Source organism: Pseudomonas sp. RIT357 (genome assembly GCF_000632245.1).
GTDB classification, from domain to species: domain Bacteria; phylum Pseudomonadota; class Gammaproteobacteria; order Pseudomonadales; family Pseudomonadaceae; genus Aquipseudomonas; species Aquipseudomonas sivasensis.
This window is the reverse complement of sequence record NZ_JFYX01000034.1, coordinates 426,834-440,698: the sequence shown is the minus strand read 5'-3', so window position 1 is coordinate 440,698 and position 13,865 is coordinate 426,834. Positions and strand designations below refer to the sequence as shown.

Genomic DNA, 13,865 nt, shown 5'->3' with positions numbered 1-13,865 from the left:
TTTTGTGTGCGGCGCAGGGGTTAACGCGTCAACCCGAAGCGCCCAGGAACGGCAGCGCCAGATACAACTTGATCACCACCGCATTGGTGATATCGATAAAGAATGCGCCCACCATCGGCACCACCAGAAACGCAATCTGTGACGGCCCGAAGCGTTGCGTCACCGCCTGCATGTTGGCAATCGCCGTCGGCGTGGCACCGAGCCCGAACCCGCAGTGCCCTGCGGCCAGCACTGCCGCATCGTAATTGCTGCCCATGACCCGGAACGTGATGAAAATCGCAAACAGCGCCATCAGCAACGCCTGCGCGGCCAGCAGGATGACAATCGGCAAGGCGAGTGCTGCCAGGTCCCACAGCTTGAGCGACATCAAGGCAATAGCCAAGAACAACGACAGACTGACATTGCCCAGCACCGATACCTCGCGCTCGAACACCTGATGCCAGCCCAGCGCCGACAAGCCGTTACGCAGCACGACGCCTACAAACAGCACACAGACGAAAGTGGGCAACTCCAGTGCTGTGCCTTGAAGGAAGCCGTTGAGGTAGGTGCCGACCTGGAGGCTGATCGCAAGCAACGCGAGGGTTTCGATGAATGAGAACGGGGTAATCAAACGCTCCCTGTTCGGTTGCTCGAAGCCGTTGGGCAGGCGTGGCTGCACCTGCTCGATACCAGGCACCTGGACCCGCTTGATCAGCAAGCGGGCAACCGGACCTCCAATCAAGCCCCCGAGTACCAAGCCGAAGGTTGCGGAGGCGATCGCCAATTCTGACGCGGAGGCCACGCCATACTTCTCGCTGAACACAGTCCCCCAGGCGGCACCCGTACCGTGTCCGCCTGACAGCGTCACCGAGCCGGCGAGCAAGCCCATCAACGGGTCGAGTCCCAAGGCCTTGGCCAATGCGATGCCCATGGCGTTTTGCACCACCAGCAGTGTGGTCACGACCAACAGAAAGATCGCCAGGATTCGACCGCCTTTCTTCAAACTGGCGAAATCCGCGTTCAGTCCAATAGTGGCGAAAAATGCCAGCATCAACGGGGTTTGCAACGAAGGGTCGAAGCGCACCTCAATATCGGCTAGCCCCCGCAACGCCAAAAGCACTAAAGCGACCACAAGGCCGCCGGCTACCGGCGCGGGAATATTGTAGGCGCGTAAAAAGCCTATGCGGGCAACCAGCCAGCGGCCAAGCAAAAGCACAAGGGACGCGGCGACCAGGGTTGAATAGAAGTCCAGCTGTAACATCCGGGCAGCTCTCTGAGGTGAACAAGGAAAATAGGCACGCCAGAGTAGAGACAGCGGGACCAATTCGCATCAACCTCACGGAAAGTACAGACTATTCCTACAAGACCCACCACATCAGCGGCGCAGCAGATGGCTTTACCAGGAAAAGCACATCTGGAACCGGCAAGAATGAAAAAAGAGACCGAAGCCCCTTTACGTAAATCGCAGGCAAAAAAAAGCCACTCGCTTGAGTGGCTTTTTTCTTGAATATGGAGCGGGAAACGAGACTCGAACTCGCGACCCCGACCTTGGCAAGGTCGTGCTCTACCAACTGAGCTATTCCCGCAAATGGCGTCCCCTAGGGGACTCGAACCCCTGTTACCGCCGTGAAAGGGCGGTGTCCTAGGCCACTAGACGAAGGGGACACGCTACTGAAACACATGGTGTGTATTTCAGTGCCCAGAGGCCTCATCCGAAGACTTGGTCCTGGTTTCACTCAGCGCCGCCCGAAAGCAACACCGCTTAAAATGGAGCGGGAAACGAGACTCGAACTCGCGACCCCGACCTTGGCAAGGTCGTGCTCTACCAACTGAGCTATTCCCGCAAATGGCGTCCCCTAGGGGACTCGAACCCCTGTTACCGCCGTGAAAGGGCGGTGTCCTAGGCCACTAGACGAAGGGGACACGCTACTGAAACACATGGTGTGTATTTCAGTGCCCAGAGGCCTCATCCGAAGATTGGGTCCTGGTTTCACTCAGTGCCGCCCGAAAGCCACACTGTTTGTAAATTGGAGCGGGAAACGAGACTCGAACTCGCGACCCCGACCTTGGCAAGGTCGTGCTCTACCAACTGAGCTATTCCCGCATATGGCGTCCCCTAGGGGACTCGAACCCCTGTTACCGCCGTGAAAGGGCGGTGTCCTAGGCCACTAGACGAAGGGGACACACGTACAACATTCACTACTCAACGCGTTTCGCTGTGTGCTTTACGCTTTAAGTGGCGCGCATTCTATGGATGGATTGGGGGATCGTCAACCCCCAAGGATAAATTTATTAAAATCAATGACTTCGCCCGCGTTTACCAGCCGTTGCGAGCATTCTGCCCGTCCGCACCTTGACGCCTATATTCTGGCACCCGACAAGACGTTATAGTTCGCCCTGGCAAATAATGGCAATGTGCATCTACGCAGGGAGCGCTTGTGTATATAGAAGAAACTACCCGGGCAGCTGGTCGATCAGCCCTATCCGATAGCCGGCCCAGTCACTACACTCCATTGCAAACCCTATAAAGAGGTCACACCGGTGACACCACTCATGATCACCCTGCTGGTAATAGCCGGGATCGTAATACTGATCGCCATTGGCTATATGAACCACGTGGTGGAAAACAACAAGCTGGAAAAGCAGCGCGTCCAGATCGAGCTTAACGATCGCCTGCGCCGTTGCGGTGAGATCACCGAAACATTCCCAGGCCAACTGATGACCCCGGCGCTCAAACTGTTGTTGACCCGCCTGGAGCTCAACGTGAACCAGCGCCTGCTGAACCTCAACAAGACCAGTGCTCCTATTAAAGCGCGCATCACTGAGCTGAACACACTGGTGGCCCAGGGCGAATCCATCCCGGTCAACAACCCCCCGGCACCGATCCAGACCGAAGCTAAGGCCAAGGACGTGCGCTTCCTGCTGGAAGCCCTGCACGGCCAGGTCACGCGCGCAGCCCAGGACGGTTTCCTACCCTCCAACGAAGCCAAGCATTGGATCAAAGAAATCCGCCATATCCTGGTGCTGCTGCACATCGAGTTCTTCAACAACCTCGGCCAGCACGCGCTGCAGCAGGGCCAACCGGGCCAGGCACGCCTGGCCTTCGAGCGTGGTGTGCAGTATCTGCGCAAACAGCCGGAGCCGGTACTCTACAGCGCCCAGCTGCAATTGCTGGAAGGCCAACTGGCCCGCGCCAACTCCACCGTGCTGGCTAACAGCAAACAGGCCGCAGAAGAGGTCAACGAACTGACCCAAGGCATGAAAGAAGTCGACGCCGACGCCGAGTGGAAGAAGAAAGTCATCTACGATTGATCCTCGCAAAATAATAGGTGCCATCATCCTGGCACCTATCCTCCGCCCCCCGACTAGCGTAAAAAAGTGCGCCTCACTCCGTGAAGTCAGAGGCCTGCTATGCCTATCGCCGTCATTGATGGACAACCCCTGCACTACCTCGACCAAGGCACCGGCCCGGCCGTGCTGCTGGGCTCCAGCTACCTGTGGAACCGCGATATGTGGGCACCGCAGATCGACGCCCTGTCGCAACAGTACCGTGTGATCGTGCCCGAGCTATGGGGCCACGGTGAATCGGGCCAACTGCCCACGCAAACGCGCTCCCTCGACGACCTCGCACGCCAGACCTTGGCCCTGCTGGATCACTTGGCTATCACGCAGATCAACCTGGTGGGCCTCTCGGTCGGCGGTATGTGGGGCGCGCGCCTGGCGTTGCAGGCCCCCGAACGCATCAACAGCCTAATACTGATGGACACCTACCTCGGCGCCGAGCCCGAGGCCACGCGCCAGTATTACTTCTCGCTGTTCAAGATGATTGAAGACGCCGGCGCCATTCCCGAGCCGTTGCTGGATGTGATCGCACCGATCTTCTTCCGCCCGGACATCGACCGCGAATCAGCGCTGTACCAGGACTTTCGCACGTCACTGCGGGCCTTTTCCCGAGAACGCCTGCTGCAGAGCGTCGTGCCCTTGGGCCAGTTGATCTTCAGCCGCGACGACGTGCTGGAGCAACTACCGCGCCTGGACGCCGATACCACTTTGGTGATGTGCGGCGAGCAGGACAAACCTCGTCCACCCGTCGAATCCAAGGAAATGGCCGAACTGATTGGCTGCGCACTGACGTTGATTCCAGACGCAGGGCATATCTCCAGCCGGGAGAACCCGGACTTCGTCAACGAAGCGCTGCTGACCTTTCTCGCAAACCACGCTTGATCGCCCTCCCCTTTGATCGCAGCCTCGGTGCTACGATCAAAGGCGGAAATGCCCCACCATCCCCTTGAGCTCCGCCCCCAACTGCGCCAGCTGGATACTCGACGCCGCATTGCCCTGCATGCTCAACGCCGATTGATCGGCACTCGCACGAATACTGGTGACGCTACGGTTGATCTCTTCAGCCACCGAGCTTTGTTCCTCAGCGGCAGCGGCGATCTGCTGGTTCATCTGCTGGATCAACGACACCGCCACTGCGATGCTGCCCAGGGCGCTCTCGGTTTCCAGGGCATCGCTGACCGCCAGCTTGACCAGCTCACCGCTTTGCTGGATCTGCTGCACCGATGATTGCGCCGCGCTGCGCAAGGTGCTGACCAACCGCTCGATTTCTTCGGTCGATTGCTGGGTACGCTTGGCCAGCGCCCGCACTTCATCGGCCACTACCGCAAAGCCACGGCCCTGCTCACCCGCACGGGCAGCCTCGATGGCCGCGTTCAGGGCCAGCAAGTTGGTCTGCTCCGCCACGCTTTTGATCACGCCCAACACAGTGCCAATGTTCTGGATTTCGGCACTGAGGCTCTCGATGCTCGCACTGGCATTGTTACTGGAAGTGGCCAGCAACTCGATGCGCTGCAAACTCTGGCGCACCACTTGCTGACCGCTGTCGACCTTGTCATCCGCGGTCTGCGCGGCTTGCGCGGCCTCTTCAGCGTTGCGCGCCACATCGTGCACCGTGGCGGTCATCTGGTTCATAGCAGTGGCCACCTGCTCGGTTTCCTCCTTCTGGCTGCTGACCTCGACATTGGTTTGCTCGGTCACGCTGGAGAGCGACTGCGCCGAGCTGGCCAATTGCTCGATACCGGCCTGCAGGCCGCTGACCATCTGGCTCAGGCCGTTGCCCATCTGTTGCATCGCCTGCATCAACTGGCCGATTTCATCACGACGACTGACCTCCATACGCCCACTCAAATCCCCGGCAGCAATCTGCTGCGCCACCGCGATCACACTGCGCAGCGGCGCGACGATCAAACGGGTAATCACCCACGCTGCAATCAGCCCCACCAGCAAAGCCAGGGCCGACGAGACGATGATCAACATCGCGTTTTTTTTCAGTTGTGCCTGCATCGACAGGTCTTCGGCGTCATAGGCCTGGTTGACCCGGCTGACCACTAGGGCCGCCCGGTCATGCAGTTGTTTGTAGACCACTTTTTCCTGGGCCAACAGGCCGGTGTATTCACCCAGCTTCTCGCTGAACGCGGCAATGTGCCCTGAGACTTCATTGAGCACCGTCTGATAACCGGAGTCCTTGACCGACGTTTTCAGTTGCTCGACTTGAGCAAGAGCCTGGTCAGCCTGCTCGATCTTGCCTTGCTCGGCATCCTCAGCATCCACTTTGCGGCTCTGGTCCAAGCGTACGTGGGCTTCGTTCATGGCCTGCAACATCAAGCGCGACACCTGACTGACCTGACCAGCCTGCTCGATAAACTCGGCGCCCTCCTTGCCCTGGCTTTCCTTGAGGCCATAAGCCCCGTCGTCCGCCAGACCGGCCTGCAACACATCCAGGTTGTTCGCCACGCTGGACACCGACCAAGTGGCCATTTCCAGCGCCAGATCCTTGGTCTGGGTCAGCTCGACAAACTCATCGAACGCCTGGCGGTAGGCGACCAGGGCCTGCTCGACGTCAGTCATCACCGGCACATTCGCCGCAGACTGTGCCTTGAGGGCGGCGGCCTGGGCCGCCAAGGCGTCAACGCTTTCATGCAGGGCGTCGACAGCCTTGGGGTCGGCGTGCAGCGCGTAGTCCTGCTCGATCAGGCGTACCTTGAGCAAGCCGCTGTTGAGAGAAGACATGGCCATGAGCCCCTCGAAACGCTGGCCAACGGTCTGCAGGGACCACACGCCGATAGCTGCTACCAACGCCGTCAGCAGCAGCACCAGCATGAAGCCCAAACCCAGTTTTTTCGCCATACCGAGGTTGGCGAAACGTCGTTGCACGCCTGAAATCATTGCACTTGAATCCTCTTGCAATGGCAGATGCCATCAAGCCCGATTGACATCCAGCGAGATTCGCAACCACAAGGCACTGAGCACAAGACGTTGGCGCCACAATAATGGCAAAAAGCTACACGCTCGTCGTTTTCAGAATGGTCGAGGTCGATCTGGTAGGCCCCATGGCACGGAACAATGCCAAAGCCCGTGGATCAGTTGCATAGGCCACATTGATGCGCAGCCACTCACAGGGCTCCGCCGTTGGGCTGAACAACGCCCCGGGAGACAACAACACTCCCAGACGTCGGGCACACCTCTGCAGCAGCGAAGGTTGCGCCTCCCCCGGCCGCGCCCACAGGAACATGCCTCCGGCAGGCACCGCGAACACCTCCCACTCCTCGTCTTCCAGCACTTGCAGGGTGGCTCTCATTTCAGTGCCCAGTCGCTTGCGCAGGCGCTGTACCCATTTACGATAGGTGCCATTGGCCAATAGCGTAGCAACCACTGCCTCGGCAAACCGCGAGGTGCCGAATCCGGTCAAGGTCTTGAGGCTGGCCAGTTGCGTGATGATCGCCGAACTGGCAGTGAGATACCCCACGCGCAACGCACTGCTCAAGGTCTTGGAGAAACTCGCGACATAGATCACCCGGTCATCGTGGGGCAATGCCGCGAGCCGTATGCAACTGGCATGTTGCAGGTCGCCGTAGACGTCTTCTTCAATGATCAGGAAGTTTTCGCGGTGCGCCAGTTCCAGCAAACGCTCGGCCACCTCGCGACACAGACTCGTCCCGGTGGGGTTGTGATAAAGGCTGTGGATGAACAGGCATTTTGGCCGATGGTCTTGTAGTAACGCTTCCAGGGCCAGGAGGTCGGGGCCGCCTCGGGTACGCGGCACCTCCAGCAGTTGCACCCCCTGGAACGCCAATTGTTGATAGAGGTTGCCGTACCCCGGGGTTTCGACCACCACGCAATCGCCGGCCTTGAGCAGCGTGCGTATCAGCAGGTCCTGGGCATGGCCAGCGCCCGCGGTAGTGAGGATGCAGTCCACGCTGGAGGGGATATGAATCTGAGTCAGGCGCTTGGCCAGTTGTTCGCGCAACGCGGGTAAACCTAAGGGCGTGCTGTAGTTGAACAGTGCTGCAGTGTCGGTGCGGGTAACTTCACGGATTGCGTAACTGATGTCATCGCTTTCGCGCCAGGCGTCTGGCAACCAGCCGCAGCCCAGTTTCAACTCGCCCAGCGGATTATCGGCAAAGGCCCCCCATTCGCGCTCCGCCCCTTCATACCAATTGCCTTCGTGGGAGACGGCTGGCTGGGCCACTACAAATCCCGAGCCTTGCCGGGGGGCCAGCACTCCCTGGGCGACCATCCGTTCGAATGCTTCGATCACGCTGGATTGGCTGAGCAGATTATCCCGAGCCAGTTGGCGGATGGAGGGCAAGCGTGTGCCGGGGCTTACCTCGTCCTTGCGAATCCATTGCGCCACTGCACTGACAATTTGCTGCACCACCGGTACAAGGGCTTGTCGATCAATCCTTAAATCCATGAGCCACTCACTTCAACTGTCTGTTATCAACCCGAAGAGTTAAGCACAGAAGCCGTTGACTGCCGGTCACACAAATTTATTAAAGTATTGATTTAATTGAATTATTTACCTACTGACACATATTCGGTCGCGGCGTTTTGCCAGCTCTGGAAAAGCCCCACATCCCCCCAAGACGTTTTCGAATAGAGGGCGACGCGAGGTCCTAGATCGCCGTCGCGCCACCGTCCACCGCCAAGGCGTGCCCGGTGGTGAATGCGGCGCCATCGCTGCATAGGTAAAGCACGGCGCTGGCGATTTCTTCTACTTTGCCGATACGCCCAACCGGGTGCATGGCGGCGGCGAATTCAGCCTTGCGTGGGTCGGCCTCATAGGCACGGCGGAACATATCGGTGTCGATCACCGCCGGGCAAACGGCGTTAACGCGAACTTTCTTCTTGGCGTACTCAATGGCCGCCGATTTGGTCAGGCCGATCACTGCATGCTTGGAGGCCGCGTAGATGCTCATCTTCGGCGCCGCCCCCAGGCCCGCGACCGACGCGGTGTTGACAATGGCCCCGCCGCCTTGGGCCAGCAACAGTGGCAATTGGTACTTCATGCACAGCCACACGCCTTTGACATTGACGCCCATGATGGCGTCGAACTCATCCAGGCTGCCGTCCGCCAGCTTGCCCTTCTCAATCTCGATGCCGGCGTTATTAAAGGCGTAGTCCAAGCGGCCATAAGCGCCGATGGTCTGCGCCATCAATTGCTGCACATCCGCCTCCTGTGTGACGTTGCAGCGTACAAACAACGCCTCGCCACCGGACTGATGGATCAGCGCGACAGTGCCCTCGCCGCCCTCCACATCCAGGTCGGCAACCACGACCTTCAAACCTTCGGCGGCGAACGCCAGCGCGGTGGCGCGGCCAATACCGGCGGCGGCGCCGGTCACCAAGGCAACTTGGCCGGAAAACGTCATGCTCATGGGAGATGTCCTATGGGTGAAATAGCCGTGGGCCGAGTCTAGCCAACACTGACACTGGCGCGTCAGCACTATCAAACGCCCGGTTAGGGCTGCATGAGTACCAGTGATAAGGACACCCTGCGCACTATCAACGCAGCCTATCGACCAGCATTCGCGCCTTCAGCCGGCCTTGCCCCCGACCCGCTCAAGGTCTATCACTCATGCTCCACTTCTTAAGAGTCTCTGCCATGACTGCCCAGACCAACCGCCAATTCCTGCTCGCCAAACGCCCGGTCGGCGCGGCGACGCGGGAAACCTTCACGTACCAGGAAGTACCGGTGGGCACACCCCAGGACGGGCAAGTGCTGGTACGCAATGAATACTTGTCCCTCGACCCGGCCATGCGTGGCTGGATGAATGAAGGCAAGTCCTACATTCCGCCCGTCGGTATCGGCGAGGTGATGCGCGCGCTCGGCGTGGGCAAGGTGATTGCCTCGAACAACCCGAAATTCGCGGTCGGCGACTACGTGAATGGTGCCTTGGGCGTGCAGGATTATTTCCTCGGCGAGCCGCGCGGCTTCTACACCGTCGACCCAAAGCTCGCCCCTCTGCCCCGCTACCTTTCTGCACTGGGCATGACCGGCATGACTGCCTACTTCGCGCTCCTGGACACCGGCGCACCCAAGGAAGGTGAAACCGTGGTCATTTCCGGTGCAGCCGGCGCCGTGGGCAGTATTGCCGGGCAGATCGCCAAGCTGAAAGGTTGCCGCGTGGTCGGCATCGCCGGTGGTGCTGACAAGTGCAAGTTTCTGGTAGACGAATTGGGCTTTGATGCAGCCATCGACTACAAGAACGAAGACGTACCCGCCGCCCTCAAGCGCGAATGCCCGAAGGGCGTGGATGTGTATTTCGATAACGTCGGCGGCGAGATTCTTGACGCAGTACTTAGCCGCCTGGCGCTGAAGGCGCGGGTGGTGATTTGCGGCGCCATCAGCCAGTACAACAATAAGGAAGCCGTGAAAGGCCCGGCCAACTACCTGTCACTGCTGGTCAATCGCGCGCGGATGGAAGGCTTTGTGGTGATGGATCACGCGGCGAATTTTGCCGCCGCCGGGCAGGAAATGGCCGGCTGGATGGCGCAGGGCAAGCTCAAGAGCAAAGAGGATATTGTCGAGGGCCTGGAGACGTTCCCGGAGACGTTGATGAAGTTATTCAACGGCGAGAACTTTGGGAAATTGGTGCTTAAGGTCAGCTGACACACTGCATAGCAAATGTGAGAAGGGGCTCGCTGCAGCAAGCCCCTTCCCCGTTCGGATCAGGCGATCTCGGCAACGACCGCCGCCAACGCCTTGGCCGGATCCGCCGCTTGGCTGATCGGGCGACCGATCACCAGGTAGTCAGAACCTGCATCGAGTGCCTGACGCGGGGTCAGGATACGGCGCTGGTCATCCTGGGCGCTGCCCGCCGGGCGGATCCCCGGGGTCACCAATTGCAACGACGGATGGGCGGTCTTCAAGGCCTGGGCCTCCAGCGCCGAGCACACCAAGCCATCAAGGCCGGCTTTCTGGGCCAGGGCTGCCAGGCGCAGTACCTGCTCCTGAGGCTCGATGTCCAGGCCGATACCGGCCAGGTCTTCGCGCTCCATGCTGGTCAGCACGGTCACACCGATCAGCAGGGGTTTAGGGCCGCTGCGCTGTTCCAGCACTTCGCGGCAGGCGGTCATCATGCGCAGGCCGCCGGAGCAGTGCACGTTGACCATCCACACGCCCATTTCGGCGGCGGCCTTGACCGCCATGGCGGTGGTATTCGGGATATCGTGGAATTTCAGATCGAGGAACACTTCGAAGCCTTTGTCACGCAGGGTGCCGACGATTTCTGCGGCACAGCTGGTGAACAGTTCCTTGCCAACCTTGACCCTGCAAAGCTTGGGGTCCAACTGGTCAGCCAGCTTCAGTGCGGCGTCACGGGTGGGGTAATCCAGGGCGACGATGATAGGAGTCTGGCAGACGGACATTGGAATGGGCTCTCAGGCAAGTCGAAATCGGCGCGGATTGTAGCGCAAGCAGCGGCGTTGCGGGATCCGATGATCGGTAAATACTGACCAACCGGCATTTGACGGGCCTTTCGGGCAAATATTTCAAAGCTGATACATTCACGACATGCCCCCAACACGCCCCACCGCTAGCCTCGCCCGCACGACCCAACGACCAGCACTTCCAGCCATGGGGCTGGGCGCCTATGCTGACCGCAACAACCAGGCAGATGATCGCACTATGCAGACCCCTTTTGTCCCAGTGAACGACGAACAAAAAGGCGCGGTGACCGCCGATGACAAGCGCTGGAATACCCGCGCGCTGATCGTCGACGACGATGTGCCGATTCGCGAACTGCTGATCGACTACCTGGCACGCTTCAATATCCTCGCCACCGGCGTCACCGACGGCGCCGCGATGCGCCTGGCCATGCAAGCCGACACCTTTGACGTGGTGGTGCTCGACCTGATGCTGCCAGGCGAGGACGGCCTTTCGCTGTGCCGCTGGCTGCGCTCGGAGTCGGATATACCGATCCTGATGCTTACCGCCCGCTGCGAACCCACCGACCGCATCATCGGTCTGGAACTGGGCGCCGACGACTACATGTCCAAGCCTTTCGAACCCCGCGAACTGGTGGCACGTATCCAGACTATCCTGCGCCGAGTGCGTGATGACCGCACCGAACAGCGCGCCAATATCCGTTTCGACAACTGGCGCCTCAATAGCGTGTTGCGCCAACTGGTGGCGGACGATGGCCTCGTGGTGCCGCTGTCCAACGCCGAGTTTCGTCTGTTGTGGGTGTTTATCGAGCGCCCGCGGCGGGTGTTGAGCCGTGAGCAATTGCTGGATGCCGCTCGTGGGCGGTCCATCGAAGCGTTTGATCGCAGCATCGACTTGCTGGTGTCGCGCCTGCGTCAGAAACTGGGAGATGACCCCAAGGCACCACAGTTGATCAAAACTGTGCGGGGCGAAGGCTACCTGTTTGACGCGCGGGATATCGGTTGATGCGTGCCGCCTTCAATACGCTGTTTGGTAGGCTGTTCGGCGTGTTGCTGGTGGCGATTGTGCTGGCCCATGTGCTGGCGATCTGTTGGTTTCGTTATTACGGTCCTCCCCCGCCACCGCCTCAGGAAGCCTTTGTCGAACAGCCTGACGACACTATGACGCAACGGCATAAGGAACATCGCCGCCCGTGGTTTGGCGGCCCGCTGGTCCCGCTGACGTTCCAGTTCATCTGCCTGATCATTGCCGCCTGGTACGGCGCCAAGCTGCTGAGCCGGCCGATCCAGCGTCTGAGCGAAGCGGCCGAGCGCCTGAGCCTGGACCTCGACAGCCCGCCGCTGGATGAGTCCGGCCCGCAGGAAGCGCGCAAAGCAGCATCGACCTTCAACCTGATGCAACGGCGTATCCGCGAACAGGTCAGCCAACGCGCACGTATGCTCGGCGCCGTCTCACATGACCTTCGCACTCCGCTGTCACGCCTCAAGCTACGCCTGGAACAGATCGACGACACGAAGTTGCAGGGCCAGATGCGCCAGGATCTGGACGACATGATCAACATGCTCGACGCCACCCTGAGCTACCTGCATGAACAACGCACCAGCGAAACACGGCATTGGCTGGATGTGCAGGCGTTGGTGGAATCACTGAGTGAAAACGCCCAGGACCAGGGCTCCGATGTGCAATTCGCCGGCACTTGCGTTCCGTTGCAGGTGCAACCGATGGCCCTGCGCTCCTGCTTGAACAACCTGATCGACAATGCCTTGCGCTATGCCGGCACGGTGCGTGTTGAACTTGAAGACAGCCGCGAAGCCCTGATCATCCGCGTTATCGACCACGGCCCTGGGATTGCCGCCGATATGCGCGAGGCGGTGTTTGAGCCCTTCTTCCGCCTGGAAGGTTCACGCAACCGCAATTCCGGTGGCGTAGGCCTGGGGATGACGATTTCCAAGGACGCCGCTGAGCGCCTGGGCGGCCGCCTGAGCCTGGAGGAGACCCCAGGCGGCGGTTTAACTGCAGTGATGTGGTTGCCCAGGGCTTAAAGAGGCTTGTCTTCGCGTCGCCCTTGAGCTTGTGTCGCGCTCCAATCCATCAACAGGCTGTAAGCCACGGCCAACAAGGTCGGGCCAATAAACAGGCCGATAAAACCAAACGCGATCAAGCCGCCGAACACCCCAAGCAAAACGATCACCAACGGCAGATTGCCGCCACGGCTGATCAGGTACGGCTTGAGCACGTTGTCCACGCCGCTGATGATGAACGTACCCCATACGCCCAGGAACACCGCATAGGTGTAATCGCCCTTCCAGGCCAGCCACGCCGTGGCCGGGATCCACACCAGCGGCGGGCCCATGGGGATCAGGCTGAGCAGGAAGGTCACGATCCCCAGCACCAGGGCGCCCGGCACGCCGGCAATCCAGAAACCGATCAGCGCCAGCAATGCCTGGGCAGCAGCGGTGCCGATCACGCCGTTGACGACACGTTGAACAGTACCTGCAACCAGTTCGATGTAATAACCGGCGCGATCACCGATCAAGCGCTCCAACAGGCGATGCACGAACATCGCCAACCGTGGCCCATCGCGATAGAAAAAGAACACGAACACCAGGCTCAGTGTCAGCTCAAGGATACCGCCGCCGATCTGCGCACTGCGCGCCAGCAGCCAGTTCCCCACTTGGCCCAGGTAAGGCTTGATGCTGACCATCAGCGCCGCACCCTGCTCGTCAATGCTGTTCCACATCCCGACCAATCGCTCACCCACAAAGGGAATTGAGCCCAGCCAGTTCGGTGCCTCGGGCAGCCCGTCTACCTGGATATCCTTGATCAACGCCACCGCATCGCGCACATGGTCCGCCAGGTTGAATCCCAGCCACACCAGCGGCACCGCCACCAACAGCATCCAGCCCAGCGTCAGGATGCCGGCAGCCAGGGATTCACGGCCACCCAACCAGCGCGTCAGCAGCACCATCAGTGGCCAACTGGCGAACGCCAGAACGGCGCCCCAGAACAGCGCCGACCAGAACGGCGCCATCACCCAGAAACTGGCACCAAAGAGCACCAGCAGCAGGATTTGCACCAGCAGGCGATCGTTATTGAGCATGGGGTATCTCGGAAAAAAGGCCGTAGGAAGAAAGCTTAGGCGAACGGCTCGGGT

General features: G+C 60.0%; 11 protein-coding genes, 6 tRNA genes and 1 pseudogene. 5 read left to right on the top strand and 13 right to left on the bottom strand.

The window, feature by feature from the left end; all coding sequences use genetic code 11:
* Window positions 1-28 precede the first annotated feature (28 nt).
* The 7 genes from gltS to BW43_RS07835 form a co-directional block, all read right to left on the bottom strand.
* Window positions 29-1,240 (bottom strand): sodium/glutamate symporter, encoded by a 1,212-nt coding sequence (gltS, locus tag BW43_RS07805; protein WP_032889227.1) that lies wholly within the window; start codon window positions 1,238-1,240, stop codon window positions 29-31.
* A 249-nt stretch (window positions 1,241-1,489) separates the two neighbouring features.
* Window positions 1,490-1,565: transfer RNA gene (locus BW43_RS07810), tRNA-Gly, on the bottom strand.
* 3 nt (window positions 1,566-1,568) lie between these two features.
* Window positions 1,569-1,644 (bottom strand) — tRNA-Glu (locus BW43_RS07815).
* 103 nt (window positions 1,645-1,747) lie between these two features.
* Window positions 1,748-1,823 (bottom strand) — tRNA-Gly (locus BW43_RS07820).
* Between the two features lie 3 nt (window positions 1,824-1,826).
* Window positions 1,827-1,902 (bottom strand) — tRNA-Glu (locus BW43_RS07825).
* A 105-nt stretch (window positions 1,903-2,007) separates the two neighbouring features.
* A tRNA-Gly gene (locus BW43_RS07830) sits at window positions 2,008-2,083 on the bottom strand.
* 3 nt (window positions 2,084-2,086) lie between these two features.
* Window positions 2,087-2,162, bottom strand: a tRNA-Glu gene (locus BW43_RS07835).
* 358 nt (window positions 2,163-2,520) lie between these two features.
* On the opposite strand from BW43_RS07835, the gene BW43_RS07840 reads away from it, so the two are divergent.
* Window positions 2,521-3,291, top strand: coding sequence for a hypothetical protein (locus BW43_RS07840; RefSeq protein WP_032889225.1), 771 nt, complete (start codon window positions 2,521-2,523; stop codon window positions 3,289-3,291).
* 99 nt (window positions 3,292-3,390) lie between these two features.
* On the top strand, window positions 3,391-4,203 hold the full coding sequence (locus tag BW43_RS07845; protein ID WP_032889223.1) for an alpha/beta fold hydrolase: 813 nt from the start codon (window positions 3,391-3,393) through the stop codon (window positions 4,201-4,203).
* Window positions 4,204-4,239: 36 nt separating this feature from the next.
* Here BW43_RS07845 and BW43_RS29635 read toward each other — a convergent pair whose 3' ends face one another.
* The 4 genes and pseudogenes from BW43_RS29635 to BW43_RS07860 form a co-directional block, all read right to left on the bottom strand.
* A complete protein-coding gene (locus tag BW43_RS29635) occupies window positions 4,240-5,082 on the bottom strand; it encodes a methyl-accepting chemotaxis protein (protein ID WP_371260739.1) in 843 nt (280 codons plus the stop codon).
* A 15-nt stretch (window positions 5,083-5,097) separates the two neighbouring features.
* Window positions 5,098-5,298, bottom strand: a pseudogene (locus BW43_RS29630) (HAMP domain-containing protein); the annotation flags it as partial.
* Window positions 5,299-6,322: 1,024 nt separating this feature from the next.
* Complete coding sequence (locus BW43_RS07855; protein WP_032889220.1) at window positions 6,323-7,735, bottom strand: PLP-dependent aminotransferase family protein; 1,413 nt, start codon at window positions 7,733-7,735, stop codon at window positions 6,323-6,325.
* 202 nt (window positions 7,736-7,937) lie between these two features.
* Window positions 7,938-8,699, bottom strand: coding sequence for an SDR family oxidoreductase (locus BW43_RS07860; RefSeq protein ID WP_032889218.1), 762 nt, complete (start codon window positions 8,697-8,699; stop codon window positions 7,938-7,940).
* 227 nt (window positions 8,700-8,926) lie between these two features.
* On the opposite strand from BW43_RS07860, the gene BW43_RS07865 reads away from it, so the two are divergent.
* Complete coding sequence (locus BW43_RS07865) at window positions 8,927-9,934, top strand: NADP-dependent oxidoreductase (protein ID WP_032889216.1); 1,008 nt, start codon at window positions 8,927-8,929, stop codon at window positions 9,932-9,934.
* A gap of 59 nt (window positions 9,935-9,993) precedes the next feature.
* On the opposite strand, the gene pyrF is transcribed toward BW43_RS07865, so the two are convergent.
* Entirely contained in the window at window positions 9,994-10,692 is a 699-nt protein-coding gene (pyrF, locus tag BW43_RS07870) for an orotidine-5'-phosphate decarboxylase (protein ID WP_017734306.1), read from the bottom strand.
* A gap of 259 nt (window positions 10,693-10,951) precedes the next feature.
* Here pyrF and BW43_RS07875 point away from each other — a divergent pair, with 259 nt between their 5' ends.
* Entirely contained in the window at window positions 10,952-11,716 is a 765-nt protein-coding gene (locus BW43_RS07875; RefSeq protein WP_032889309.1) for a response regulator, read from the top strand.
* Window positions 11,716-12,753: a HAMP domain-containing sensor histidine kinase gene (locus BW43_RS07880; RefSeq protein ID WP_032889213.1), complete on the top strand. Its 1,038-nt coding sequence runs from the start codon at window positions 11,716-11,718 to the stop codon at window positions 12,751-12,753. Before BW43_RS07875 ends, BW43_RS07880 begins: the two co-directional genes overlap by 1 nt.
* Here BW43_RS07880 and BW43_RS07885 read toward each other — a convergent pair.
* Window positions 12,750-13,811, bottom strand: coding sequence for an AI-2E family transporter (locus BW43_RS07885; protein ID WP_032889210.1), 1,062 nt, complete (start codon window positions 13,809-13,811; stop codon window positions 12,750-12,752). The genes BW43_RS07880 and BW43_RS07885 overlap by 4 nt on opposite strands.
* Window positions 13,812-13,865 lie beyond the last annotated feature (54 nt).